At 27.2% G+C, this 24,140-nt stretch carries 31 protein-coding genes and 1 riboswitch; of the genes, 17 read left to right on the top strand and 14 right to left on the bottom strand.

Annotation, left to right across the window (positions count from 1 at the left end):
- Positions 1-23 precede the first annotated feature (23 nt).
- Complete coding sequence (locus KXZ80_RS16515) at positions 24-734, bottom strand: Crp/Fnr family transcriptional regulator (RefSeq protein ID WP_021431841.1); 711 nt, start codon at positions 732-734, stop codon at positions 24-26.
- Positions 735-1,402: 668 nt separating this feature from the next.
- On the opposite strand from KXZ80_RS16515, the gene hisS reads away from it, so the two are divergent.
- Positions 1,403-2,698, top strand: a complete 1,296-nt coding sequence (gene hisS, locus KXZ80_RS16510) for a histidine--tRNA ligase (protein WP_038284921.1) — start codon at positions 1,403-1,405, stop codon at positions 2,696-2,698.
- 113 nt (positions 2,699-2,811) lie between these two features.
- Here hisS and KXZ80_RS16505 read toward each other — a convergent pair whose 3' ends face one another.
- On the bottom strand, positions 2,812-2,964 hold the full coding sequence (locus tag KXZ80_RS16505; protein WP_156344284.1) for a hypothetical protein: 153 nt from the start codon (positions 2,962-2,964) through the stop codon (positions 2,812-2,814).
- Between the two features lie 111 nt (positions 2,965-3,075).
- Positions 3,076-3,471 carry a DUF1648 domain-containing protein gene (locus KXZ80_RS16500; protein ID WP_082435270.1) on the bottom strand — a complete coding sequence of 132 codons (396 nt, stop codon included), beginning with the start codon at positions 3,469-3,471 and terminating at the stop codon, positions 3,076-3,078.
- Positions 3,472-3,763: 292 nt separating this feature from the next.
- On the opposite strand from KXZ80_RS16500, the gene KXZ80_RS16495 reads away from it, so the two are divergent.
- The 3 genes from KXZ80_RS16495 to bsh all read left to right on the top strand — a co-directional run bounded on the left by KXZ80_RS16495 (position 3,764) and on the right by bsh (position 5,566).
- A complete protein-coding gene (locus KXZ80_RS16495; protein WP_038284917.1) occupies positions 3,764-4,042 on the top strand; it encodes a hypothetical protein in 279 nt (92 codons plus the stop codon).
- Between the two features lie 254 nt (positions 4,043-4,296).
- Complete coding sequence (locus KXZ80_RS16490) at positions 4,297-4,449, top strand: hypothetical protein (protein WP_021431994.1); 153 nt, start codon at positions 4,297-4,299, stop codon at positions 4,447-4,449.
- Between the two features lie 127 nt (positions 4,450-4,576).
- On the top strand, positions 4,577-5,566 hold the full coding sequence (gene bsh / locus KXZ80_RS16485) for a choloylglycine hydrolase (RefSeq protein ID WP_021431993.1): 990 nt from the start codon (positions 4,577-4,579) through the stop codon (positions 5,564-5,566).
- Between the two features lie 133 nt (positions 5,567-5,699).
- On the opposite strand, the gene KXZ80_RS16480 is transcribed toward bsh, so the two are convergent.
- The 3 genes from KXZ80_RS16480 to KXZ80_RS16470 all read right to left on the bottom strand — a co-directional run bounded on the left by KXZ80_RS16480 (position 5,700) and on the right by KXZ80_RS16470 (position 7,071).
- Positions 5,700-6,212, bottom strand: a complete 513-nt coding sequence (locus KXZ80_RS16480) for a DNA topology modulation protein (protein ID WP_021431992.1) — start codon at positions 6,210-6,212, stop codon at positions 5,700-5,702.
- A 234-nt stretch (positions 6,213-6,446) separates the two neighbouring features.
- The gene (locus KXZ80_RS16475) at positions 6,447-6,632 is read right to left on the bottom strand and encodes a hypothetical protein (protein WP_021431991.1); all 186 of its coding nucleotides are present in this window, start codon (positions 6,630-6,632) and stop codon (positions 6,447-6,449) included.
- A 193-nt stretch (positions 6,633-6,825) separates the two neighbouring features.
- Entirely contained in the window at positions 6,826-7,071 is a 246-nt protein-coding gene (locus KXZ80_RS16470) for a hypothetical protein (protein WP_021431990.1), read from the bottom strand.
- A gap of 205 nt (positions 7,072-7,276) precedes the next feature.
- Between KXZ80_RS16470 and KXZ80_RS16465 the strand changes: the two genes are divergently transcribed.
- From KXZ80_RS16465 to helD, 5 genes are all read left to right on the top strand, one after another.
- Positions 7,277-7,501 carry a hypothetical protein gene (locus KXZ80_RS16465; protein WP_021431989.1) on the top strand — a complete coding sequence of 75 codons (225 nt, stop codon included), beginning with the start codon at positions 7,277-7,279 and terminating at the stop codon, positions 7,499-7,501.
- Between the two features lie 17 nt (positions 7,502-7,518).
- On the top strand, positions 7,519-7,701 hold the full coding sequence (locus KXZ80_RS16460; protein ID WP_021431988.1) for a PspC domain-containing protein: 183 nt from the start codon (positions 7,519-7,521) through the stop codon (positions 7,699-7,701).
- A gap of 355 nt (positions 7,702-8,056) precedes the next feature.
- Positions 8,057-8,419, top strand: a complete 363-nt coding sequence (locus KXZ80_RS16455; protein WP_021431986.1) for a DUF3796 domain-containing protein — start codon at positions 8,057-8,059, stop codon at positions 8,417-8,419.
- A gap of 4 nt (positions 8,420-8,423) precedes the next feature.
- The gene (locus KXZ80_RS16450) at positions 8,424-8,633 is read left to right on the top strand and encodes a helix-turn-helix transcriptional regulator (protein ID WP_021431985.1); all 210 of its coding nucleotides are present in this window, start codon (positions 8,424-8,426) and stop codon (positions 8,631-8,633) included.
- Between the two features lie 249 nt (positions 8,634-8,882).
- Positions 8,883-11,120 (top strand): RNA polymerase recycling motor HelD, encoded by a 2,238-nt coding sequence (helD, locus tag KXZ80_RS16445; RefSeq protein WP_021431984.1) that lies wholly within the window; start codon positions 8,883-8,885, stop codon positions 11,118-11,120.
- Positions 11,121-11,237: 117 nt separating this feature from the next.
- Here helD and sugE read toward each other — a convergent pair whose 3' ends face one another.
- The gene (gene sugE, locus KXZ80_RS16440) at positions 11,238-11,558 is read right to left on the bottom strand and encodes a quaternary ammonium compound efflux SMR transporter SugE (RefSeq protein ID WP_021431983.1); all 321 of its coding nucleotides are present in this window, start codon (positions 11,556-11,558) and stop codon (positions 11,238-11,240) included.
- Positions 11,559-11,633: 75 nt separating this feature from the next.
- Positions 11,634-11,736: riboswitch (guanidine-I (ykkC/yxkD leader) on the bottom strand.
- 250 nt (positions 11,737-11,986) lie between these two features.
- Between sugE and KXZ80_RS16435 the strand changes: the two genes are divergently transcribed.
- Positions 11,987-12,556, top strand: coding sequence for an HD domain-containing protein (locus tag KXZ80_RS16435; RefSeq protein WP_021431982.1), 570 nt, complete (start codon positions 11,987-11,989; stop codon positions 12,554-12,556).
- Between the two features lie 286 nt (positions 12,557-12,842).
- Positions 12,843-13,634 (top strand): molybdate ABC transporter substrate-binding protein, encoded by a 792-nt coding sequence (modA, locus tag KXZ80_RS16430; RefSeq protein ID WP_021431981.1) that lies wholly within the window; start codon positions 12,843-12,845, stop codon positions 13,632-13,634.
- 98 nt (positions 13,635-13,732) lie between these two features.
- Here the strand turns inward: modA and KXZ80_RS16425 are convergent, their stop codons facing one another.
- Complete coding sequence (locus KXZ80_RS16425; RefSeq protein ID WP_021431980.1) at positions 13,733-14,278, bottom strand: helix-turn-helix domain-containing protein; 546 nt, start codon at positions 14,276-14,278, stop codon at positions 13,733-13,735.
- A gap of 188 nt (positions 14,279-14,466) precedes the next feature.
- Between KXZ80_RS16425 and KXZ80_RS16420 the strand changes: the two genes are divergently transcribed.
- Complete coding sequence (locus tag KXZ80_RS16420; protein ID WP_021431979.1) at positions 14,467-15,723, top strand: GntP family permease; 1,257 nt, start codon at positions 14,467-14,469, stop codon at positions 15,721-15,723.
- 102 nt (positions 15,724-15,825) lie between these two features.
- Here the strand turns inward: KXZ80_RS16420 and KXZ80_RS16415 are convergent, their stop codons facing one another.
- Both KXZ80_RS16415 and KXZ80_RS16410 read right to left on the bottom strand, forming a co-directional pair.
- Positions 15,826-16,494, bottom strand: a complete 669-nt coding sequence (locus tag KXZ80_RS16415) for a P-II family nitrogen regulator (protein WP_021431978.1) — start codon at positions 16,492-16,494, stop codon at positions 15,826-15,828.
- Positions 16,475-17,977, bottom strand: coding sequence for a DUF1538 domain-containing protein (locus tag KXZ80_RS16410; RefSeq protein ID WP_021431977.1), 1,503 nt, complete (start codon positions 17,975-17,977; stop codon positions 16,475-16,477). Before KXZ80_RS16410 ends, KXZ80_RS16415 begins: the two co-directional genes overlap by 20 nt.
- A 376-nt stretch (positions 17,978-18,353) precedes the next feature.
- On the opposite strand from KXZ80_RS16410, the gene KXZ80_RS16405 reads away from it, so the two are divergent.
- The 5 genes from KXZ80_RS16405 (at position 18,354) to KXZ80_RS16385 (ending at position 21,695) form a co-directional block, all read left to right on the top strand.
- Entirely contained in the window at positions 18,354-18,884 is a 531-nt protein-coding gene (locus KXZ80_RS16405; RefSeq protein WP_021431976.1) for a sigma-70 family RNA polymerase sigma factor, read from the top strand.
- A 4-nt stretch (positions 18,885-18,888) separates the two neighbouring features.
- The gene (locus KXZ80_RS16400; protein WP_021431975.1) at positions 18,889-19,920 is read left to right on the top strand and encodes a DUF4179 domain-containing protein; all 1,032 of its coding nucleotides are present in this window, start codon (positions 18,889-18,891) and stop codon (positions 19,918-19,920) included.
- 188 nt (positions 19,921-20,108) lie between these two features.
- Positions 20,109-20,426, top strand: coding sequence for a PadR family transcriptional regulator (locus KXZ80_RS16395; protein WP_038284965.1), 318 nt, complete (start codon positions 20,109-20,111; stop codon positions 20,424-20,426).
- Between the two features lie 19 nt (positions 20,427-20,445).
- Positions 20,446-21,249, top strand: coding sequence for a DUF1129 domain-containing protein (locus tag KXZ80_RS16390; RefSeq protein ID WP_021431973.1), 804 nt, complete (start codon positions 20,446-20,448; stop codon positions 21,247-21,249).
- A 194-nt stretch (positions 21,250-21,443) separates the two neighbouring features.
- Positions 21,444-21,695, top strand: coding sequence for a dihydroxyacetone kinase (locus KXZ80_RS16385; RefSeq protein ID WP_021431972.1), 252 nt, complete (start codon positions 21,444-21,446; stop codon positions 21,693-21,695).
- Between the two features lie 84 nt (positions 21,696-21,779).
- On the opposite strand, the gene mreB is transcribed toward KXZ80_RS16385, so the two are convergent.
- The 4 genes from mreB to KXZ80_RS16365 all read right to left on the bottom strand — a co-directional run bounded on the left by mreB (position 21,780) and on the right by KXZ80_RS16365 (position 24,105).
- Positions 21,780-22,784 (bottom strand): rod shape-determining protein, encoded by a 1,005-nt coding sequence (gene mreB / locus KXZ80_RS16380; RefSeq protein WP_021431971.1) that lies wholly within the window; start codon positions 22,782-22,784, stop codon positions 21,780-21,782.
- A gap of 275 nt (positions 22,785-23,059) precedes the next feature.
- Positions 23,060-23,347, bottom strand: a complete 288-nt coding sequence (locus tag KXZ80_RS16375) for a hypothetical protein (protein ID WP_021428750.1) — start codon at positions 23,345-23,347, stop codon at positions 23,060-23,062.
- A 12-nt stretch (positions 23,348-23,359) separates the two neighbouring features.
- Positions 23,360-23,758, bottom strand: a complete 399-nt coding sequence (locus tag KXZ80_RS16370) for an SHOCT-like domain-containing protein (protein WP_021431970.1) — start codon at positions 23,756-23,758, stop codon at positions 23,360-23,362.
- Between the two features lie 26 nt (positions 23,759-23,784).
- Entirely contained in the window at positions 23,785-24,105 is a 321-nt protein-coding gene (locus tag KXZ80_RS16365) for a DUF2089 domain-containing protein (protein WP_052011298.1), read from the bottom strand.
- Positions 24,106-24,140: the final 35 nt, after the last annotated feature.

The raw sequence follows: 24,140 nt of genomic DNA, 5'->3' as shown, positions 1-24,140 counted from the left end.
TTATACAACTATAGCTTTTTTTATTAGTAAATAAATTCTTTCAACTGATTTAAATTTTTTATTATTATAGTTTTATTTCCTTTTAATTTTATCGCTCCTATATCTTCAAACATAGGAAGTTTTCTACTTATAGTTTCTCTTGTAATCCCGCAGTAATTTCCCATACCTTCTCTACTGATAGGCATCCTAACTATAATACCTTCATTAGATTTAACTCCGTATTTTTCACTAAAATCTAAAAGCATGTTTGCTATCCTTGAATGAACATCATTTGTAGCTAAATTTAGTGCTATATTCTCCGTCTCTACTAACCTTTTACTAAGCTGGTTTATTATCTTAAAAGCTATATTTGGGTTCTTGCTTAAAACTTCTTCAAAGTTATCTTTAGACATTATACATACGTTAGTTTTTTCTAAAATAGTTGCTGTAAAATTACTAATAGCTCTATTATCAAATAGATTCGATTCTCCAAAAAATTCACCTTCATTTAAAATATGTACTATTTGTTCTTTACCTTCATTAGTAAGCTTTGAAAGCTTTACAGACCCGCTACTTAAAATAAATAACTTAGACGATTCTTCCCCTTCTGTGCAAAGTATATCTCCCTTATTAAAGGTAATGTGATCCATATTAGTAGCTATTTTATTCATCTCATCTTTTTCTAAGGAAGAAAATATTGGAACTTCTCTTGCATATAATTTACTTTTACAATTTTCACATGTAAATTTCTTCAAGAAATCATCTCCTTTATAGGATATTTAATCCAACATATATTAATTATCAATAATATTATATACTACCCAATATTTATAGAAAATAAATCTAGTATGTCCTTTATAAAATAAAGGTTGTTATATGTTATGATTTACTTATATATACATTATATAAAGGTTGAAATTTAGCCATGTAAAATAATTTTGACATTGTAAAACATACTATGTAAAGGTATTTTGATAGGCAAAAAGAAGTATTTGTCTCATATGAGTGATACAGATAAACAAATAATTGAATCTAGGAAAAAGAAAGCTGGAGTTTCTTTAATCTTTTTTGCACTATCAACAATAGTTATGTTCTCAGTTTTTGTTTTAGAATTTTAAAGTTTGCATGTTAATGAAAATAGATTCTAAAAATTACTATTGACTTTTCTTATTTATTGGACTATTATCTTTATAAATTATTTTTTAGGAGGATTATTATGAATACACTTATTAGATTAAATTTAATACATCAACATTTCTAGAGACTTGGTCTGTTTAAGCAGATACAAGTCTGTTCGCGTAGGCTTGTATCTCTAGGAATGATAAATTAAGTGTATTTATAATTTATTAAGCCATGTGGGATATATGCCTACATGGCTTTTTTTAATATTAAAAATAATTTATTCAAATAGGAGCGATATTATATGAAAAACAACTATATAAAACCAAGTATTTTACCAGGATTCATGGAGTTATTACCTAATGACCAATCAATTTTTAACGATATAGTAAACAAAATAACAAATATATATGAAAATAACGGATGTTTAGCCATTGATACACCTATAATAGAAAAATCAAGTGTATTACTTGCTAAAAGTGGTGGTGAAACAGAAAAGCAAGTATATAGATTTGAAAAAGGAAAAAATGATTTATCTTTACGATTTGATTTAACAGTGCCTTTTGCAAGATATGTAGCACAAAACTATAACGATCTAGTATTTCCTTTCAAAAAATATCAGCTAGGTAAAGTATATAGAGGCGAAAGAAATCAAAGGGGTAGATACAGAGAGTTTTACCAGTTAGATGTAGATGTCATTGGAAAAGATAAACTAAGTGTCTACAATGATGCATGGGTAATTAGTCTAGCATCTAAAGCATTTAAGTCTATTGGTTTAAACGATTATAAGTTTAAAATTAGTAATAGAAAAATTTTAAAAGGAGTGTTATCTCAATTACAAATATACGATGTTCAAGAGGTTGTAACTCTTATAGATAAATATGATAAAATAGGTAAAGACGCTTTTAATAAAAGTTTACGTGATATTATCGGAGATGAAAAAAGTATTTACTTAACTAACTTACTAAATCTTAATGAGTCAAATGACATTCTACTAGATAAGTTAGTGAATTTAAACATCCAAAATGAATGTTTCTCTGAAGGATTAGATGAATTAAAAAAAGTTGTATCTACATTGAAAATTTTAGGTGTAAAAGATAATGAATTTGAAGTTGATTTAAAGATAATCAGAGGATTAGATTATTACACAGGAAGTGTGTTTGAAACATTCCTTATAGGCAATGAACAGTTTGGATCTATTTGCTCTGGTGGTAGATATGATAATTTAGCCGAGAATTATACAAATAATATATTACCTGGAGTTGGAATATCTATTGGATTAACAAGATTATTCTTTGTTTTAAAAGAAATTGGATTCATAGATAGATATAATATAAAGTCTAGTTCTGATTATTTAATAATACCAATAGGTAATACACTTGAATATAGCGGAAAGGTTATGTCAGACTTAAATGAAAAAGGATACAACGTAAGTATTTATTTTGAAGATGATAGTTTAAAGAAAAAATTAAATTACGCAAATAAATTAAATATAAATAATGTAATATTTATTGGGGAAAATGAAGTTGATAATAATGAAATAAAGATTAAAAATATGATATCTGGAGAGGAAAAAGTTATAAATTATAAAGATCTTTAAATCCTGATTATCTATTTTAAAAATTAAGTTTAAAAGATGTTGAATTGTGATATAATATAAATATAAAAAAGGAATTGAAGTCTATTCGCAGTAGAGTGATATTCCAAATTAATTTATTTGAAATGCTTGAATTTGATTTTTATATCAAGTTCTATACCACTCTTAGTTGGGCGACTAGAGTGGTTTTTTAATTTGTCATATATGTAATTAGTCAAAAGACCAATACATACAGTGCTTATAGCACTAACAATTATCTTTAGTTCCATACTTCTCACCTCCTTCCAATTAAGAAGTAGGCTAGAAAGTTTAATGGAACACCACTCTATAGATTTCAATTCCTGATTTTTATTATACCATAAAATGTTAAAGTATTTTTTCTATAATTTTCTTATTTTTATATAATATATAAATATTGGCATAAATATTACGGTCAAAAAAATTGCTAAAAACCAAGTGCCTAAAGGCTTACAATTTGCTGACATAATAGTCATATATAAAAATGAAATATTAATTGCTATCTTAGTAAAATTCATCAAATCTCTCGTTAACTCATAAACTTTAACATAATTTTCTTCAGTGAGTTTTATAGGTATATCTAGCGCTTGTGGGAAAAATAATACCCCACTCATAGATGCATTTACTATCATTGTAATTATAGGGAGTACTATTAAACTACTCTTACTTCCCCACGAATCAATCTGACCAACTGAATTATAATGGGATGCTACATTATCACCTATATTATTCCAGTTAATAATTAAATATGCTATCATAAAAATTAATAATGATAAGTTTATAATTTCTATTATTTTTTGCTTAGTATCAAATTTAAATTTATAGTTATTTATAAGTATCCCCCCTTAAGATTTCCCTAAAATGCTAAAAAAACATTTAGTTATATATTTAAAATTATAAATCTCACTCCAAAATAAATCTATATTAATCCAATTTTATTTTATCTGTCTACTGTTCTTGTATAATTGTTCTTAAGCTGATTAACAATGTTATTTTTAATTTACGTAAGCAATTTAATTTTGTTATTAATTCGAATGGAGTGATTTAAAAATGAGTAAATACAGAAAACTAATTGATTGGATTATAGGATTAATTGTAACTATCTTTTTTTTATACGGACCATCCTATTTTTTTGTTATTAATCCTTATGTTAATCCATATAAAATTCCTATGATAGTTCTAGGGGCATTTTTATCTTATTGTATTTTATCTATTATTTATTGGACTACAAATAAAAATATTAAGTTAGCCGTCCATTACATTTTAATGTTTGTAGTAGATATAGTATCAATAATTTCTATAATAGTTATTGCTGCATATATGGGGTAATTTCAATTTTGTTGAACATGTATCAATTTATAAATCTGATATAATTAAGTTAAACTTAAATTTATTAAGGAAGAGAACTATATATATTAATATAAATTTATAGAAGTCCCAATTAATAGAGGTTTCAAGGTAAAAACTGGTCTGCCAGATTCAAGTGTGTCATGTCCATATTGTTATCAAATTGTTTTTGAAAAACAAATAGATTTATTCTAAAAATGTAAAAAATTTTTTTATTTAGTAATGGAGATGTTCTTATGAGTGGAAATGGTAATAATAAAAATAGTAATAATTATTTATTACTTTGCATGTGTATAGGTATTACATTTGGTATGATATATGACAAATTAGCTTTATGCTTATGTATAGGCATTGCTATTGGAGCTGCACTAGATAGTAGCAAGAAATAAGCCCTTAAAATCCGAATTGATAAATTTTAAGGGCTTTCCCTTTATTCTAGGTTTATTTATTTACCAATCGGGTAAAAAATATAAATATATTTAAACTAGTTTATACGATAAAAAGGAAGTGTAAAAAATGTGTACAGCACTAACATTAAAAACAAAAGACGGGCAACATTTATTTGGAAGAAATATGGATATAGAATACAACTTTAATCAAGCTGTTCATCTTGTTCCTAGAAATTTTGAATATAAAAACGTAGCAACTAATGAAACTAAATCTACAAAATATGCAGTTATGGGTATGGCAACTATAATAGATAATCATCCGTTATTTGCTGAAGCAATGAATGAAAAAGGATTAGCTTGCGCAGGTTTAAATTTTCCTGGATTTGCATATCATTCAAATGATTTACTAGAAGGAAAAAATAATTTACCTCCATACGATTTGATATTATGGATACTATCAAACTTTGAAACTATAGAAGAGTTAAAACCAGAACTAGAAAATATAAATCTAGTAAATAGACAATTAAACAAATTTACCCCTTTGCCAACACTTCATTGGATTGTATCTGATAAAAATGGTAAATGCTTGGTTATTGAAAATACAAAAGAAAAATTAAGCATTTATGATAATGAAGTGGGGGTCTTAACAAATGCACCAACTTTTAATTGGCATACAACAAACCTAATTCAATATATGGGTGTAACCGCTGACCAACCTCAGAATACTAAATGGAGTAGATTAAATTTAACTCCTCAATCTCAAGGTCTGGGTATGTTTGGAATCCCTGGTGATTTTTCATCTGCATCTAGATTTATAAGAGCTGCTTTCTATAAATCTAGCTTAGAGTCTTCAGATATAGAATTTTGTGGGGTAAGTGAGTTTTTCCATATATTAAATAATGTCGCTATGCTAAATGGCGCTGTAAAAACTCCAGAAGGTAAATATGATCTAACTCAATATACTTCTTGTATGAACCAAGATAAATGCATCTATTATTACAATACATACAATAATAATCAGATAAACGCTATAGATATGAATAAGGAAGATTTAAATTCTACAGAAATAAAGATTTTTCCTTATAGAGATACTTTAGTTATAAATAACGAGAACTAAAATATATAAAATTTTAGATTTTTCTCCAAATATTATTAAATAGTTCACTATAGTTTAAGTTGTAAAAATTAAGTCATGAAAACCTAATCAACTAGGATATTCATGACTTTTTTATAATACGTTTTATATAATTTTAAATCTTAGTTATATTTTCTAAAAATGATCTAACTTCTTTTGGACTTTTTAAAACTATAACTTTATCTTTAAATTCTTTTTCTATTTTCTTGTATCTATTAACTATTTCTTTTGTTCTTCCTTTATGAATAATCCACCATCCAAACTCTAAATCGAATTTTTCTTCGCATCCTTCTGCCCTGTCTTCACGTGTTTTATTTCTATTATTTAAATATCTTTTATACGCTCTAAAAAAGCATATCCTACGAGGAAAATTTAGAAAAATTATTTTATCCGCTTGTTCTAATCTTTCTCTTTGATAAAAACCTCTATAGTTACCATCTATAACCCAAGATTCATTCTTCATAAATTCTTTAGTTAGGGCGCGCCCCTCGTCCTTGTCTCTCTCAACCCAACCTGGTGTAAATTGAATTGTATCAAGGTGTAAAACAGGAGTATTATAATAACTTGATAGTTGCTTAGCCATTGTAGATTTTCCACTTCCACTATATCCCACTATTGCAATTTTCATCTTATTCCCCCTTTTATAATTTGTATTCACTGTATATTTTTATTATAGTCTAATCGTATGAATTCCTTTCTATTAAAGATAAAAGTTAATCATACTCATTTTAGTAGGGTTTCACATGTTACTATAACAATTTAAGTTATGCATATATTAATCTAATTTTATAATTAAAAACCTTAATGATACTTTAATATCTGTAGAAGGTATTAAAATATTATTAAGGTTTTCTACTCCCATTTATTTCTTAAATTTATGAGGGTTATTTACTTTCATATTTAAAACATTCCCACATTCTGTACATACTTCTAAAACTAGTTTATTTCCACCTGAAAACAACTTGTTTTCTGGAGTTAGATAAGCTCCTGTCAATATTCCTCTTCCAAATTCAGAACTGCCACACTTTGGACATACTTCATTAGACATAAAAAAAACTCCTTTTTATTTATATTCTATAATTTTAAATTTTTCACTTATCTAATCTTACCATAATCATATTTATAGTTTTTTATTATGGAATCAAATCTATAAATTATGGACTAAAATAATAAATACCATTAACATCTATGTATCTAAATTTTAAAGGTATTTATTCTATATAGTTATTGTTCTAATAAAACTATTTTTTTCTCTTTTTATTAACTTTGCAAATTAAGTAAACTATTATTAAAACTAAAGTTGAAATATTAGTCACAATAAAGACTTTTATCCCTATAGCAATTGTAAAAGATTGAAGTGAAAACAATAACGAATTTACAAAAGTTATAATAGGCAAAACTAGTCCTAATAATTTATTGTCTTTATTAGATAAAAATATCTGTAAACATATCCCCATTGTTAAAAATACTATAAACCCAAAATTCATTTTTATTCCCCCTTATCTTGCAACCTGCATACATCAATTAATATATAATAAACTTTATAGCTAATTTAAGTATATTTCAAATAACTTTGCGATATCAAGTAATTTAAAAATCTAATTATTTAATGTTTTTTTAAGGTTGTTTTTATATTCAATTAATGTTCTATGTTTATAATAGTGTTTGTAAAGCATAGAGAGAGGTGAGTATATGACAATTATTCTTTTAATAATACTGAGTATAATCTTTTTAATACTTACTATAGGTTGGAAATTATTTAAAACTACATTTAGATTTGGTTTGTTCATACTAATTTCTATATTTTTAATTGCAGTAACTTCAAAAAGTTTAATTATAGATCATAGTTTAAATCAAGATACATTTTTAAATAATGCTCGTAGCATATTAAAACCAATATTTTATTTTGTAAATTAAAAAAGGAGGCGTTAATTTTGGGTAAATGTAAATTATATAGGTCAGAAAATAATCGTATGATAGGTGGTGTTTGTGGGGGTATAGGAGAATTAACAGGCATTAGCCCTACACTAATTAGAGTTTTATTCGTACTAGGTGGTGTCAGTATAATAATATATATAATTCTATGTTTAGTACTTCCATCTGGAGAAAACTTTTAATTGCATAAATTAAATTTATAGCAGTTTTAAGTTTATAAATAACAATAACATATGTATCTCAATATAAAAGGCAATAGAATCGATTCTATTGCCTTTTATGTTTATTGTAAATAGTAATCTTACTTGAAAAATTCATTTTTAAACTCTAAGTAAGTTTCTTAACTTTATAATATAGTTCATAATTGTTTTATATGTATTAAAATTGCATATATCTATAAAATTAAAAGTTGAAATATCTTTATTTAATTTCATAGTTAGTTATATTTTTCAGTTTTAAGTAATAATCTCAAAGTTAACGTGATATATATGTAATATAAAGATATAAATATATCACACTATCAAGGGGGATTAATTTATGAAATTTATAAATAAATATTCATTTCTATTTTGTTTATTTGGATTACAAGGATTTAATGGATTACATGGAGATCCTTCAGATTTTTTATATTTTGCATTCTTTGCAAACTTAGGGAATATTTGGTGGTATAAGTTAGGTGATTGTGAAGATGAGCGATTTACTTGTAACAAACATAAAGCCGGTTATATATCTCTTAGAATATGTCTTCCTTTTGCAGTTATCTTAAGTATATTAATTAATCTATATACAGTAGATTTAATAACACTTTACAGATTTCAAATTTTAATCTTATCTCTTACTTTTGCAATAGCAATGAATTTATGGGCATTTTTAACTTACAAATTTGATGTTGGGGTTTAAATCTATGACAAAGTTTATTAGTAATTTAAAAAAGTATCGTCAATTTAATGAATTAACCCAAGAAGAACTAGCTAATAAAGTTAGTGTTAGGCGAGAGACTATAGCTCGTTTAGAAAATGCTAAATACAATCCTTCTCTTGAACTTGCAATGAGGATATCAAAAGAATTAAATACTCCAATTGAAAAGTTGTTTATATTTGAATTTAATAATTAATAGAATAAATTTAAAGCCATTATAATCCTAATGAAGGATTATAATGGCTTTTTTACTAGACATTTTTGAGTGTGTTTTTTATAATGATTTAAACTACATTTTCATTATCAAAGAGGCTAGTATCACTCTCTCTACTATAATTATACCATAAATAACTAATTTTTTTAAGACTATGATTATCTCCTAATTCCTATATAATTTATAGAGCAAATTAAACAAGCTAATTTATATAATCAAGGAGGGTATATTATGAGTCTAAATAATTATGAGTTAAATCTTGAAAATGAATGGTTACAAAGAGTTCTTACCGAGGCTAATAAACAGCTTGATGAAAAGCGTAGTGCTAAAGATAGATTTAAAAAAGATGCTATAGAAACACAAAGAGAACTCTGGAGTGATTTAGGATCTGTTTCTATAGAAAATGGATTAGATCAACTTTCAGATTTTATGTCATTTATGGATATTATGAAAAATCAAAAAAGAAGTCATGAATTTACCCAAAAACTTGAAGAAAAGTATGAAAGAATGCTTGAATCTCCTTATTTCGGTCGAATCGACTTTGTTGAAGATAACCAATCAGATGCCCAAAAGTGTTATATTGGATTATCAAATCTTGTTGATGAGGATTATGATTTTCTTGTGTATGACTGGAGAGCACCTATTTCAAGTATGTTTTATGACTATGAAACTGGACAAGCCAGTTATGAATGTCCAGAAGGTACAATATCTGGAGAAATCACTGGTAAAAGACAGTATAAAATCAATAATGGTAAAATTGAGTATATGTTCGATAGTAACCTAAGTATTGATGATGAAATGTTGCAAGAACTTCTGAGTAAGAATGCTGATGATAAGATGAAAGGTATAGTTACAACTATTCAGAGAGAGCAAAATCAAGTAATTCGTAACGAAAATTATAAAAACCTAATTGTTCAAGGAGCTGCTGGAAGTGGAAAAACTTCTGTTGCACTTCATAGAATTGCATATCTATTATATAAACATAGAGATAAAGTAACACCTCAAAATATAATAATATTTTCTCCAAATAATATCTTCAATGATTATATTTCAAATGTATTACCTCAACTTGGTGAAGATAATATGTACCAAACAACCTTTAAAGATTATATGCATAAAGAATTAGGGCCTGAATTTAAGAAAGAGTCACCTTCAGAAATGATGGAGTATATACTTGGTTCTAATGAAAAATTAACATATCAAGATAGAATCAAAAATATAAAATTTAAAACATCTGTAGAATTTGTTGAAATTCTAAAACAGTATATAAGTTACGTAGAGACAGTAGATAGAAGTTTTAAAGATATTGTTGTAAGGGGTAAGTTAATAATTTCTTCTGAAGATATAAAAAACCTATTTTTTAATGATTATTCAAATCTTCCAATTAAAAGAAGATTAGAAAAAATTAAATCAAGAATCATATTCCTTATTGAACCATATGAACAATCTTGGATTGACGAAATATATCAAGAACTTTTTAAATCTGGAGACTTTATTCAAAAGGAAGAAATGATAGAAAAAAGTACGCTAATTGTAAAAGAAAATTTAAGAGATGTATATGATTCTATTTCTAAAATGACAGAATTTAAATTAATTGAAATTTACAAAGATCTATTTAAAAATTTAAATACATTTTTAAATGAAATAAATGTTGAATATGATGATAGTTTTATAAGTCATATAAAAACTTACACAATAGATAATTTAAATGCAAAGATACTTAATTATGAAGATCAAGTTGCACTTTTATACTTAAAAGGAGCACTTGGTGATATCCCAACTACTTCTCAAATTAAGTATGTAATTATAGATGAAGCACAAGATTACACTCCATTGCAGTATGAAATTTTTTATCAACTTTTTAAATCTGCTAACATGACTATATTAGGGGATATAAATCAGTCAATTAATCCATTTATGAATGTTGGAAACTATAACAACATTTATAATATATCCCAAAATGACACTTGCATAATAAACCTAACAAAGAGCTATCGTTCAACTATGGAAATCACTAAATTTTCAAGAAATCTTCTAAGTGAACATATAGATGATGAGTGCGTTGAAAGACACGGTGATGAACCTACTGTTGCTGCTTTCTCAGATAAACTTTATATGAACGAAAAACTGGTTGAAGATATAAAGTCTTATTCAGAAAAAAATTATAAATCTATAGGAATTATTACTAAAACAGCTCGTGAAACCAAAGATTTATATAACTTTTTAAAAGAAAGTAGTATCGATGTAAGTTCTGTAGAAAAAGATGATGATTATTATACAAACGGAGTAACAGTAATCCCTTCATATCTGGCTAAAGGGCTTGAGTTTGATGTTGTTTTTATATATGATGCTAGTAATATAAATTATAATAGTGAAAATGAAAGATTGCTTCTTTACACTTGTTGTACAAGAGCTCTTCATGTATTAAATGTATATCATTTAGGAGAAATAACAAATTTATTTAAATAATTCTACTAGAATCTAAAGTAAGTTTAAAGGCATAATAGTCTAATCAAATAGGCTATTATGCCTTTTTTTAATAAATCACATCTCATTAATGCTCTAATAGCTTATTTTATTACTTTATTAATGTTGAGATACTAGTTTTAGGCCTATTATTCCTGCTACTATAAACCCAATACAAACTAGTCTAACTAAATCAATAGGCTCTTTAAATAAAAACACACCTAAAATAACAGTACCAATAGTTCCTATCCCTGTCCAAATAGCATAAGCGGTTCCTAGTGGCAGCTCTTTTAACGCTAATGATAAGAAGTAAAAACTAGCTATCATACCTATTACAGTTAAAACACTTGGAACTAACTTTGTAAACCCTTCTGAATATTTAAGTCCTACAGCCCACCATACTTCAAATATACCTGCAATTACTAACACTAACCATTTCATAATTATCACTCTCCTTAAAGTTTTAAATAAAAGTTTATTAGTAAAACGTAAAAAAGCCCGGGCGATATAAAAAATATCTCCCAGGCTTTTGTCCTTCCGTGAACACAGAATACTGTGCGTTTTATCTCGGACCAGACCAGTTATAAATTTTAACTGCGGAACCCTATAAAACTAAATTTATTAAACTTTTATTATAGTTTATTACTATATCAAAAAATATGTACTTAATCAATACAAATTAATCTATCTATTTTTTAATTAATAATACAATTGATACTATTTTTTTAAAGGTAAATACCTAGTTTATATAGAACAAGTTACTATTATGATATCGTGAAATTCAGAGTTTCTATGGAGTTAATTAAAGATTTTATCCAATCTATAAAATCTTTACAAATAAAATAAACAATATAAAGGAGATAGAATCTATGAGAGAAAAAAGTATGGATATATTGACTAAGAATTTAAAATCTGAGCACTTAATAAAACATTCGTATGCAGTTGAGGCTGTTATGAGATCTTTAGCTAAAAAGTTAGATCCTAAAAATGAGGAAGATTGGGCAATAGCAGGACTATTACATGATATTGATTCAGATTTACTAGACTGCAAAAACAATCCAGATGATATGAAAAAACATGGAATTCTTGCTATAGATATATTAAAACAAGAAAATATAGGTAATCAAGATATCCATCATGCTATTATGGCTCACAATAACGATAATGGTACAGAAAGAATTTCATTAATGGATAAAGCAATTTACGCAGCAGACCCAATAACAGGATTTATAACAGCTATAACATTAGTTTATCCAGATAAAAAAATATCTAGTGTAAAAGTAAAGTCTATAACTAAAAGAATGAAAGAACTAAGATTTGCTGCTGGAGCTAATAGAGAAGCAATGAAAAGTATAGAGGAACTTGGAATCCCATTTCCAGAGTTTGCAGAATTATCGCTTAATGCCATGAGAGACATAAGCGATGATTTAGGTCTTTAAAAATAATAAGAGCACTTACATATGTAAGTGCTCTTAAATCATAATAAAAATGTTATTAAGTGAGTACAGTATTTTTTCAAGTACCTGTATTCTGGCGTTAATGTTTCTTTTGTGTGGACAAGTTTAGTATAATCCCTAAACCTTAAAATAAACTTAAAGTTTTAATATTTTAAATACATATATATTTCTTAGAATACTTTGCAGAAAATCTAAAATAATCGAATCAAGTTCCTTTTTGTGGTAAAATACCAGTGTTGATCTATTGTTTAAGTATTGGGAGGATATTATGAGATTAAGTAAAAAATTATTATCATTATGTTTAGTAAGTAGTTTATTTTTAGTTGGGTGTAGTTCAAACCCTCCTAAAAAAGAAGACTCTTCTGAAAAGGTAACTTTAAGTATTTCTGCAGCTGCTAGTTTAAAAGAAGCGATGGAAAAGATAGAAAAAGACTATGAAAAAAGTAATCCAAATGTTGATTTAGTCGTTAACTTCGGTGGATCTGGATCGTTACAAAAGCAAATAGAACAAGGTGCTCCTTGTGATGTATTTATATCTGCAGGTGAAAAACAAATTAAAGAACTAGACGAAAAAAAATTACTAGAAGAAAATACATATAAAAACTTAGTAAAAAATGACTTGGTTTTAATAGCTCCAAAAAACAGTGATATATCATCTATAAATGATTTAAAAACTGATAAAGTACAAAAGCTAGGCGTTGGCGAGCCAGAAAGTGTTCCTGCTGGAAAATATGCATACGAAGTGTTAACTAACTTAAATTTAGAAGATAAGTTAAAAGATAAGTTAGTCTTTGCAAAAGATGTTAAACAAGTTTTAGCATGGACTCAATCTGAAAATACACAAGCAGGTTTTGTTTACTATAGTGATACTCTAGGTGTAGATAATATAAAAATTGTAGAAACAACAAAGGAAGATGCTCATTCCCCTATAGTGTATCCTGTAGCGGTTATAAAAGCTAGTAAAGTTCCTGATGAGGCTAAAAAATTTGAAGATTATCTTTTTAGTGAAAAAGGACAAAATATTTTAGTCAATTGCGGATATAAACCTATTAAAAATTAATTAGCGATTATATTAAACTATTATTTATATTTATACTTAAATATAATAAAAGACAACTACACTATCATGGAGTTGTCTTTTTTCATATTATAAAAAAATTAAAGTATAACAGCAAAAATTACTTTTGCATTTGAATTTGATTTGTTCTCCCAACGATGCTTTACACCTGCTGGAGTCTTAACACTATCACCTTGATATAATGTAAACTTTTCATCATCTAAATATAAATCTACTTCACCCTCTAGCAAGTATGCAATTTCATACCCTTTGTGTTGAATATTTTCACTACTAGATACCGACCCAGGAGATAAACTCATAATTGCAAACTCCAAGTCACTAGTAAGGTCTGGAGCTAATACATCATAAACAACATCATCACTTCCAGGAAGTATTACTTTTTTTCTATTTTCTTTTCTAACTATCATATCTTTTTTAGAAACTTCTGATGTAAAAAATGTAAATAATGGCACGTTAAGTGCAGATGCAATAGATTTTAAAGAGTTCACAGATGGATTTGCGATTCCTCTTTCTATCTGACTTAGCATAGAAGCAGTAACTCCACATAATTTTGATAAATCCCTTACACTTAGGTCTTTACTTTTTCTTATCTGTGATATTTTTTCACCTATATTTATTTCAGACATTAATACCTCCAAAAAATTTATTTCAAATAATTATAATTTTTAACTTAATGATTTTAATTATAACATAGAAATATTTCACAAACAAAGTTAAATCACATTTAATTAATTAAATTATATTTGACACATTTGTTTAAATTATATACAATCAATATAAACATCAAGAGGTGTAAACATTATAGAGGGGAGTGATGGTTGTGCCAATAACAACTACTGGAGCAATCATTGGGTTATTAGTTGCAATTATACTCATTATAAAAAGGTTTGAGCCATTTTACTGTTTGGTATTTGGAGCTTTAGTCGGGGGCTTAATAGGTGGCTCAAATTTAGTGGACACCATAACGTATATGGCTGATGGTGGGAAGTCTATGGCTCCTGCAATACTTAGAGTTATGACATCAGGATTCTTAGCAGCAACACTTATAAAAACAGGCGCAGTTGATAAAATTTCAGAAGAGATTATTAGATTACTAGGATTAAAAAAAGCAATACTTGGAATAGTCCTATCTTCTATGATCTTGGCAGGCGTTGGTGTTGACTTAGACGTAGTAGTCCTTACTGTAGGGCCAATAGGAATGGCTATGGGAAATAAACTTGGATACTCTAAACTAGCAATACTACTTGCAGCACTTGGGGGAGGTAAAGCTGGTAATATTATATCTCCTAACCCAAATACATTGGCAGCAGCAAGTAATTTTAACGTTGACTTATCTAGTGTTATGCTTGCAAATGTAATACCAGCTATATTTGGAGTAATTATTACTACTATACTTGCAAATATGTTGATTAACAAAGGTAGTAAAGTTGAAATAGAGATAAAATTAGATGAAGATGAGAATTTGCCTAGTTTGTTTGCTTCACTAATAGGTCCTATTGTATCAATAATATTACTATTTTTAGGGAATGTATCTACTATAGTTGTAGATCCACTTGTAGCTTTGCCTGCAGGAGCTGTTGTCAGTATATTGGCTACTAAGAATGTACATAAAACAAAAGAGTATCTATCATATGGAGTTAAAAAAATGCAAGGTGTATGTATTTTGTTACTAGGTACAGGAACATTAGTTGGTATTATACAGATGTCAAACTTACAACATAGTACAACAGAACTCCTTGCTATGCTTAGTATACCTCAGGTTTTACTTGCACCTATTTCTGGAGTTGTGATGTCACTAGCTACAGCATCTACTACTGGAGGTGCAACAGTAGCATCATCTACATTTTCTAGTGCAATCCTAAGTTCTGGATTATCTGGAGTAGCAGGCGCTGCAATGGTTAATGCAGGTGCTTGTGTATTTGAACATTTACCTCATGGTGCATTATTTCACGCAAGCTCAAAAAGTGTTTCTATGGAAATTAAAGAAAGATTTAAGTTATTGCCATATGAAATAATTATAGGCCTTGTCATAGTAACATCTTCAACTGTAATACAATTACTTCTTAAGTAAAAATATAATTACCATCCATATACTATTTATATTAAACTTTACAAAAAAGCCCTTGCTAATTTAATAGTCAGGGCTTTTTTGTAAAGCTTTTGAACTTAAAAACTAATATAAGCCATATGCTTTATTTACATCTTGAACAAAAATTATACCATTGCCTGGTTCATCAATTTTAAGTTCATCTCTAATTGAGGATACTATAGACTCTGTTAAATTACTTGGTGATATTATTAATACAATTTCTTTTTCCGGTTCTATTTCCATAGCAAACACTTTACTAGTTTCATGTATGCCCGATCCTCTACCATTTATAATCGTAGCTCCCCTAGACCCTGCCTTATTTGCAGCTTTCACTACAAACTCACCTTTTCCTCTGTCTACGACAGTGTAAATAAGATTATACATTGGACTTTCACCACCTCTACTTTCTTCGGTTTTTTTATAGCTATTTGAATAATGAGAATCTATTATATCAGTTAGAGATGTGCTGAAGGCTATTCCATGATTTTGCTTCTGAAAACAAAACTTTTTATTGAGTTGTTCTAAAGCATAGTTAGCTGTATTCTTCTCCGATGCCATCAATATAATTTCTTTTCTAGATTCAGCCAACTCCAAAAACTCTAAGATAGGATTTTTAATAGTTCCTTTCCCTAAAAAAATAGTACCACCTGTTATTCCATTTTGTTTCGCATGTTTTAAAACTTTACTTCCTAAGTTAAAATTTACTATTACACAAATTAGCTCAAGTTCAATGCTATTGAATTTGTTGCTCATTTTCTAGGCTCCCTCCTTTTTTAGATTTAAACCTAAAAATTAATCCTAATATCTGCAATGTTATTATTGGAGTCATAGCTACCATTGCTATCATACCAAAACCATCTATTAATACATTTGCACCTTCAATTGATTCAGCAACTCCGTGAGTAAATGCTAAAATAAATGTTGCAGTCATTGGCCCTGTAGCAACTCCGCCTGCATCAAATGCCATTCCAACAAATAATTTAGGAACAAAATAAGTCATAGCAATACAAATTACATATCCTGGCAAAATATAATGCCATAGCTGTATTTGTGGAATCAAAATTCTTAACATAGAAAGAGCTATCGCTACCCCAACCCCTAAAGAAAGAGCTATTAATACTGATTTTCTATTCACATACCCACTTGTAACATCTTCAATTTGATGCGTTAGTACATAGACAGCAGGCTCTGCTAAGATTGTAACTAATCCAAGAACAAATCCAACTGCTATAATATAAAAATTATTATTTAAAGATCCAATATTATATCCAATTGTATTTCCTACATCCATAAATCCAGCATTTACTCCAACCAAAAACAATACTAAACCAATTAAACTGTAAATGAATCCTTTCAATATCTTGTTAAAAGCTTTTATGCTTAATTTAAATGATATTTTCTGTAATATCAAAAATATGATAACTAATGGTAATAGGGCTATAAAACTCTCCTTTAAAGTGTGTGGAATCGAATTTATAAATGGACCTAATATAGATGTTGTTTCAGATATATCTAAACTAATATCCGATGAAAATCCACTATTTTTAGTAAAAATACTTAAAATTATAACAGAGAGTATAGCTCCAATAGATGCTATAGCAACTAATCCAAAGCTATCTTTTTCAGAAGACTTACTGTCTTTTTTTAATGCAGAAACTCCTGTAGAAAGAGCTAAAATGAATGGAACTGCAAGCGCACCGGTAGTTGCACCTGAAGCATCGAACGCTATTGCTAAAAATGCCGGTTCTGTAAATAATGCAAGAAGAAAAATAATTAAATATAATGCTGTTAAAATCTTGTATAGAGGAATGTTGTAAACAATTCTTGCTAATCCAAATGAAATCATTATTGCTAACCCTATAGATACGGCTATAACAATAGTTGAACTAGATACTTGCCCCGATGTGACTAAATCAACTTGATTTGAAAAAACTAATAAATCCGGCTCTGCAATACATATAAAAAATCCAAGTATTAGTCCGGCTATGATTACTAACCATAATTTATTTACCTTTGCAATGCTTGATCCTATAAGATTTGATAAAGGCGTAATACCTATTTCAACTCCAATTAAAAAAACTGCTAATCCTAAAATTATAAAGATTGATCCAATTCCAAACCTAAATAAAAGTGGAGTTTCCAAAGGAGTTAGAGTGAAATTTAATAACATTACTATAATGATAATTGGGATAACTGAAAGTAAAACCTCTTTTAATTTTTCAGTGAATACATTCAAATACATCACTTCCTTTCGTTAAGCTTATTAAATATAATGCACAAAATTATATATTCATAATAAGTAATTTTGTTCACTGTAATGTTAGGAATGAAACTTATTTTCATATAGTCCTTATAAAAATATTAACACGAAAATTATTAAAATTCAATCAATTCAAATAATTTAGCAATCACTTTACAAAGAAATTTGATTTTTAAAATAAAGATTGCTATCCCTTATATTTTTTGATTTACTGAAATAGATTTTAACTTTATTATTAGAAAGTATGAAAAGTTTTTTTTATAAAAGTGCAAGGTTTTTATAATTTAAATTGTATATAAGAAGTGTAAAAGCTTTTACGGATGTATTGTAAGAATAAAAGGGAGGAAATAACTTGCAAGCTGAATTAATTATTAAATATATAAAAAAGAAAAAACAAAAGGGGTTAGAAATGCTTATAGATGAATATAGTGGTCTTGTTGCATCTGTTGTTAGAAAAAATCTAGGTAAATTAATAAACTATGAGGAAGAATGCATAAGTGATGTATTTCTAGCTATTTGGGATAACATAGATAGTTTTGATAAAGACAAAAACTCTTTTAAAAACTGGATTTGTGTTATAGCAAAATATAAAGCAATTAACTACAAGAAAAAATATTTAGATAAAATAGAAACTTCTGAGATTGATGACGGTATCTATTACATAGATAAAAACTTACTTGATCTTGAGATTAAAGAAGGAATAGATGATATTGTTAAATACTTACCCGATAAAGATAGAGATATATTTATCAGTTATTACTTGGATGGAGCCGATGCTCCTCAAATAGCTAAAGATAATAATTTAAGTATATCTAACCTTTACAGTCGTTTATCCAGGGGAAGAAAAAAAATCAGAGAATCACTTATAAATAGGGAGGTTTAATGTTATGAATGAATATAAATCTTTTAATAATGTAGAGTTTGATATAGAAAACTATGAAGAAGTTAGTGTAAATAAAGAATTAATAACATCTAAGGTGAAATCTAAATTGAATAAAAGAAAAAATAAATCAAAGAAAATATTGGGCGCTAGTATTTCTGGATTACTTTTAATTGGTGGAGTATTTGTATTTTGTGAACCTGTTTATGCAAATATGTACAAAGTAATGTATGATATAAAAAATGCTTTAGGTTTAGAATCAAACTTAGAAGATTATAAAACTGTTGTTGGCCAATCTATAACGAAAAATGGGCTTACAATAACTTTAAATGAAGTTGTATTAGATAAAGATGTTTTAATTGTATCTACAACATATAAGTTTAAAGAAGAACTTGAAGATGGTAATATTACGTCCTTTGGAAATGTTTATATAAATGGTAAGTCTATAAGTTCAGGTGGTGGGGGTAGCGGCACTATAATTGATAAAAATACAGTTGAAGAAGTATTTAGATATACATTAGATGAAAATGTACAAAAAGACGATTTAGATATTAAAATAACTTATTCTGATCCTATTTACTTTAAAAATAAAAAAGAACATACTATAAATGGAGAGTGGATATTTGAGTTTAAAACAAATAGAAAAGATCTTGAGATTGATACAAAATCACTAAAACTAAATCAATCTTTTAATCTAGGAAAAGATGAAACAATTACATTAAAAGAATATAGGACTAATGCTTTAGGTCCTAATATAATCTACGATAGAAATATTCATAATAAAGATTTGATTGATTATGATATAAAGTTACTTGGAAAAGATAATTTAGGTAATGATGTTGAATTTTACTTAATAAGTGCCGATGAAAGTAAAGGTAAGCTAACATTATATAACTTAGAAGAAAATCTAGATAAAAATGCAACAGAATTAAAACTTGTTCCTTATGCTGCAAAGCAACCTAATACAAGTGGTAAGATGAATGATGATTTTAAAAAAATCGGTGATGAATTTACAATAAATTTAAATGAATTAAAGTAAATATGATTAAATTAATACCCTTAGTCTTCAACTTAGTTGATTCTAAGGGATATTTTTATTCTTTAATTTATAAATTAGTTTTTATATAGCACTCTTTAACTATCTTGCTTTACAATATAGTTAAAGAGTGCTATATTGTAAAGCAAGATAGTTATATTAAAAGGTGAGTGATTATTTTGAACAATACAATATCCTCTCAAATGCTAAAAGGTATCCTAGAGGGGTGCATATTAAAAATTATAAGTCAAAAAGAAATCTATGGATATGAGATGAATTTAAAGTTAAAAGAATATGGAATTTCAACAGTTTCAGATGGAACAATATATCCTTTATTACTTAAACTTCAAAAACAAGACTTAATAGTAGGTGAGATGAGAAGTTCAGGTGAGGGGCCTATGCGTAAATACTACAAACTTACGGACAAGGGTAAAATACAGCTAGATCTATTTGAGAAACAATGGGAAATTCTATCAAGTAGTGTAAATAATATTCTAAAAGTTAAATAAAAAGGATAGGGGGAGTAATATGAAAAATACTAAGGAACTTATCGAGTTAAATAATTCATACAGAGAATTATTAAATGAAGAAAATAAATTGTTTTATGATGACATATTAGTTTATATTAGAGCAAAAAGTTTCTTAAAGGATGAAACTCAAATAGAAGAGTCTTTACTTGAGATTCTAACAGATATTATAGAAGCCCAAAATCAAGAAATTAAAGCCATTGATTATTTTGGGAAAAATACAAAAGAAATAAGTGACGAAATATTAAAAAATACAAATAAGAGTTCTTTTAAAGAGAGATTTAATTTATTTTTGAGTTCTATGGGGATATACTCTTTAGTTACATTGCTTCCAAAGTTAATAAATCCTCATGAAACCTTAGATGTAGGTAAATTCTTTGTATGTTTAGTATTTACATTATTATTTGTAAATCTTATTTTGAATATCTTAGGAAATGCAGTCTATTCAGATAAAGAAAAAAAATTTACATTTATTGTATTTATTTTATTTTGTACATACATAGGTTTAATGATATTAATGGATCGAATTCTACCTGCTACATTTGGATTTAAATTATCAGGGTCTATTGGTATAACTGTTATTTTGATATTTGGAACCATAGGCGTAATATATAGCTTAAAAGAAAAATTATTTTATTCATTTTTGCCTATTATAGTAGTAGCTTGTACATTAGGAATATTAAGTAGATTAGAGTTTCTAAACTTTTCAATTATCCAAGGCCCTGGTAAGACTATCTCTATGATAGCTATGTTGATAGCCTTTATATTATTCTATTTAATATCTTATCTATATGTTAAGGAGTAAATTTTTTAAACCTAATAAACTAAATAATTGCCAGATCTTAAAAGTATTCTAAGATCTTTTTTATTATAATCTAAAGTATCAGATACCTATTTTAGTATATATTCTGTTTATCTATAAATTTTGATATAATATAATTAAAGTAGAAATTTATAGTTTATTCTATAACCTCTATATATTAGAAAGGATGATAAAAAATGTTAGAATATAGATATGATACACAGTTATTAATCGAAGGAACTAACCTTGATGAAGATGCAATAAATGAATACTTTAATACTAATTTTAAAGGTGATTGCTTACTTGCTGTAGGTGATGAAGAGCTTATCAAAATTCATTTCCACACAAATGAACCTTGGGAAGTATTAAAATACTGTTCAACTTTAGGAGAAATATATGATATTGTAATTGAAGACATGGAACGTCAAGCAAAAGGATTACAAGGGTAATATTTATCTAAATAAAAGGACTTAAACTCTAAATTAAAAGAGTTTAAGTCCTTTTGTGTTTATTGTATTAAATAGTTAAAAATATCATTTTTTACTTTTTTCTAATAAATTAAGTGATGCAAGTGAGTCTCCCGTTCCTTTTGCAACACATAACAAAGCATCTTCTGCTATGCTAACTTTTATATTAGTTTTCTCTTGTATTCTTTTATCTAAACCATTAAGAAGTGCTCCTCCACCAGTCATGATTATTCCATTTTCATAAATATCTGATGATAATTCTGGTGGTGCTTTTTCTAATACTGAACATGCTGCTACTATTATTTGTTGTGTACATTTTTCAATTGCATCTTTTATTTCCGATGAATTAATTTGTATTTTACCAGGAAGTCTTGTAACTAAATTTATTCCACTTATGTCCATATACTTTTCTTCATCAATACATGCTGTTCCAATTTTTATTTTTATTTTTTCAGCTGTTAGTTTCCCTACAAAAAAATTATGCTGCTTTTTAATATATTCTATTATAGCGTCATCAAACTTGTCTCCGCCTATTTTTATTGACTCACTAATTACAGTACCACCTAAAGATATAATAGCTATATCGGTAGTACCTCCTCCTATATCTATAACCATACTTCCATTCGCACTAGAAATATCTATTCCTGCTCCAATAGCAGCTGCTATTGGACCTTCAATTGTATAAACCTCTTTTGCCCCAGTATTTCTAACAGCCTCTTCTACAGCTATTTTTTCAACTCCAGTCACTCCAGTTGGTACACATACCATTACTCTTGGCATAAAAACCTTTTTCATACCTTTTTTATTTAATACTTTACCTATGAAGTAATTTAGCATCTTTTCTGTAGTATCATAATCAGATATTACACCATCTTGTAATGGTCTTATAGATACTATATTGCTAGGAGTTTTTCCTATCATTTTATACGCTTCTGATCCTACTGCTAAAACAGATCCGGTATTTTTCTCTATAGCAACCACTGATGGTTCTGTTAATACTATTCCTTTCCCAGAAACAGATATCAATACATTAGCAGTTCCTAAATCTATACCTATATCATTGCTAGCCATTTTGCTCAACTCCTCTATATGTCTGGAATTCAATCTTTTTATTTAAAATTTTTATTGTTTTTAAATTTTCACTCCAAATTATGTTATTTTATTTAATTTCTATACACTTATAAAAATTTTACTCATTAAATGTATAAAATATAGTATATTATTAATGAATAAATATAACAATTATCAATATTTTCCAATTTTACTTATTATCTAAAGTATTATAAATAATAATACCCATAGAACTAATTTTTGAATGAGATTAATATCCATCCCGTTGATACATTTTATATTTGTATTTTTACTATCTCACCATGATCCTCTATATCTACCAATACCAATCCCTTATGGTTTTTCTTTAAGTACTTTAATCCCTTAATTAGAACATTTATCATTTCTTTTATATCTTCACTGTCTTTTATGATTTCTTTACTATTAGTACCTTTGTTATATTTATTTATATGTTCTTTTTTTATAAATGGCTTTCCTAACCTTAACCCAGCAATAACTACAGCCATAGGTATATTTAAGTTTAAGTTGCTATTGCCCTCCTTACTTTTAACTATAATTTTCAATATGTTCACCTCTTAGCATATTTCAACTATTACTCTGTCATTACCATCTTCTACCTCAACGATTCTACCTACAAACCCTTTATCTATTGCATCCATTAATTTATCAAAGTCTATATTATGTTTTTCAAGCTCACCAATATGCATTTTACCTATTCCACCCATTATTTTTATAAATTCTAATGGGATATTTACTTTTACTTTTGATCCATCTGAGCTTAACACTCTTACGTATAACATTTTTTCTCCATCTGGATTTGGTGTTATATTTAAGAACTCTTCAGCTGATATATCTTTTTTTTCATCCGCTTTTTCATTATTGCTAGTTTCTAGTGCTTCTAATAATTTAATAGCCTCTTCTGAAGTTATTTTGCCTTCCTCAACCATTTTTAATATTCTTTTCTTATCTTCCATTTTTACCACCCTTTACAATTTAGTTTTTATAATTTTTTTAGAAGATTTATTGCTTCATCTGAGCTTATTTCCCCATTCTCTAACATATCCATAATATTTTGTTTTTCTTTATATGTATCTTTCTTTACATTTAGGTTTAATGCATTATTTATTTCATCTAACTTACCTCTAACAGTTGGATAAGATATTCCAAGGTGTTTTTCTACATCTTTTATATTTCCTCTACATGCTAGGAACACTTCTACAAAATTCAGTTGTTCTTTTGATAATTTATTAAATTTAGTAAACGAAAATTCATTTTCTATTGTTGTGTTGCAATGATTACATTTTAATTTCATTATTTTCATCTCTTTGTCACATACCGGACAATTCGTTATTACTT

Source organism: Paraclostridium bifermentans, from assembly GCF_019916025.1.
Lineage (GTDB): Bacteria > Bacillota > Clostridia > Peptostreptococcales > Peptostreptococcaceae > Paraclostridium > Paraclostridium bifermentans.
Note: the sequence above shows the minus strand (reverse complement) of the source record. Positions and strands in the feature narration are given on the sequence as shown.

Excerpts from the sequence above, each read along its gene's own strand:
- KXZ80_RS16365 (WP_052011298.1), bottom strand. The coding sequence starts at position 24,105 with ATGAAAATAATGAAATTAAAATGTAATCATTGCAACACAACAATAGAA.
- KXZ80_RS16465 (WP_021431989.1), top strand. The coding sequence starts at position 7,277 with ATGACAATTATTCTTTTAATAATACTGAGTATAATCTTTTTAATACTT.
- KXZ80_RS16390 (WP_021431973.1), top strand. The coding sequence starts at position 20,446 with ATGAAAAATACTAAGGAACTTATCGAGTTAAATAATTCATACAGAGAA.
- KXZ80_RS16385 (WP_021431972.1), top strand. The coding sequence starts at position 21,444 with ATGTTAGAATATAGATATGATACACAGTTATTAATCGAAGGAACTAAC.
- modA (WP_021431981.1), top strand. The coding sequence starts at position 12,843 with ATGAGATTAAGTAAAAAATTATTATCATTATGTTTAGTAAGTAGTTTA.
- KXZ80_RS16415 (WP_021431978.1), bottom strand. The coding sequence starts at position 16,494 with ATGAGCAACAAATTCAATAGCATTGAACTTGAGCTAATTTGTGTAATA.
- KXZ80_RS16470 (WP_021431990.1), bottom strand. The coding sequence starts at position 7,071 with ATGAATTTTGGGTTTATAGTATTTTTAACAATGGGGATATGTTTACAG.
- KXZ80_RS16435 (WP_021431982.1), top strand. The coding sequence starts at position 11,987 with ATGAGAGAAAAAAGTATGGATATATTGACTAAGAATTTAAAATCTGAG.
- mreB (WP_021431971.1), bottom strand. The coding sequence starts at position 22,784 with ATGGCTAGCAATGATATAGGTATAGATTTAGGAACTGCTAATGTATTG.
- KXZ80_RS16370 (WP_021431970.1), bottom strand. The coding sequence starts at position 23,758 with ATGGAAGATAAGAAAAGAATATTAAAAATGGTTGAGGAAGGCAAAATA.
- KXZ80_RS16420 (WP_021431979.1), top strand. The coding sequence starts at position 14,467 with ATGGTTGTGCCAATAACAACTACTGGAGCAATCATTGGGTTATTAGTT.
- KXZ80_RS16455 (WP_021431986.1), top strand. The coding sequence starts at position 8,057 with ATGAAATTTATAAATAAATATTCATTTCTATTTTGTTTATTTGGATTA.
- KXZ80_RS16505 (WP_156344284.1), bottom strand. The coding sequence starts at position 2,964 with ATGGAACTAAAGATAATTGTTAGTGCTATAAGCACTGTATGTATTGGT.
- hisS (WP_038284921.1), top strand. The coding sequence starts at position 1,403 with ATGAAAAACAACTATATAAAACCAAGTATTTTACCAGGATTCATGGAG.
- KXZ80_RS16480 (WP_021431992.1), bottom strand. The coding sequence starts at position 6,212 with ATGAAAATTGCAATAGTGGGATATAGTGGAAGTGGAAAATCTACAATG.
- KXZ80_RS16475 (WP_021431991.1), bottom strand. The coding sequence starts at position 6,632 with ATGTCTAATGAAGTATGTCCAAAGTGTGGCAGTTCTGAATTTGGAAGA.
- KXZ80_RS16400 (WP_021431975.1), top strand. The coding sequence starts at position 18,889 with ATGAATGAATATAAATCTTTTAATAATGTAGAGTTTGATATAGAAAAC.
- helD (WP_021431984.1), top strand. The coding sequence starts at position 8,883 with ATGAGTCTAAATAATTATGAGTTAAATCTTGAAAATGAATGGTTACAA.
- KXZ80_RS16495 (WP_038284917.1), top strand. The coding sequence starts at position 3,764 with ATGAGTAAATACAGAAAACTAATTGATTGGATTATAGGATTAATTGTA.
- sugE (WP_021431983.1), bottom strand. The coding sequence starts at position 11,558 with ATGAAATGGTTAGTGTTAGTAATTGCAGGTATATTTGAAGTATGGTGG.
- KXZ80_RS16425 (WP_021431980.1), bottom strand. The coding sequence starts at position 14,278 with ATGTCTGAAATAAATATAGGTGAAAAAATATCACAGATAAGAAAAAGT.
- KXZ80_RS16450 (WP_021431985.1), top strand. The coding sequence starts at position 8,424 with ATGACAAAGTTTATTAGTAATTTAAAAAAGTATCGTCAATTTAATGAA.
- KXZ80_RS16490 (WP_021431994.1), top strand. The coding sequence starts at position 4,297 with ATGAGTGGAAATGGTAATAATAAAAATAGTAATAATTATTTATTACTT.
- KXZ80_RS16500 (WP_082435270.1), bottom strand. The coding sequence starts at position 3,471 with ATGATAGCATATTTAATTATTAACTGGAATAATATAGGTGATAATGTA.
- bsh (WP_021431993.1), top strand. The coding sequence starts at position 4,577 with ATGTGTACAGCACTAACATTAAAAACAAAAGACGGGCAACATTTATTT.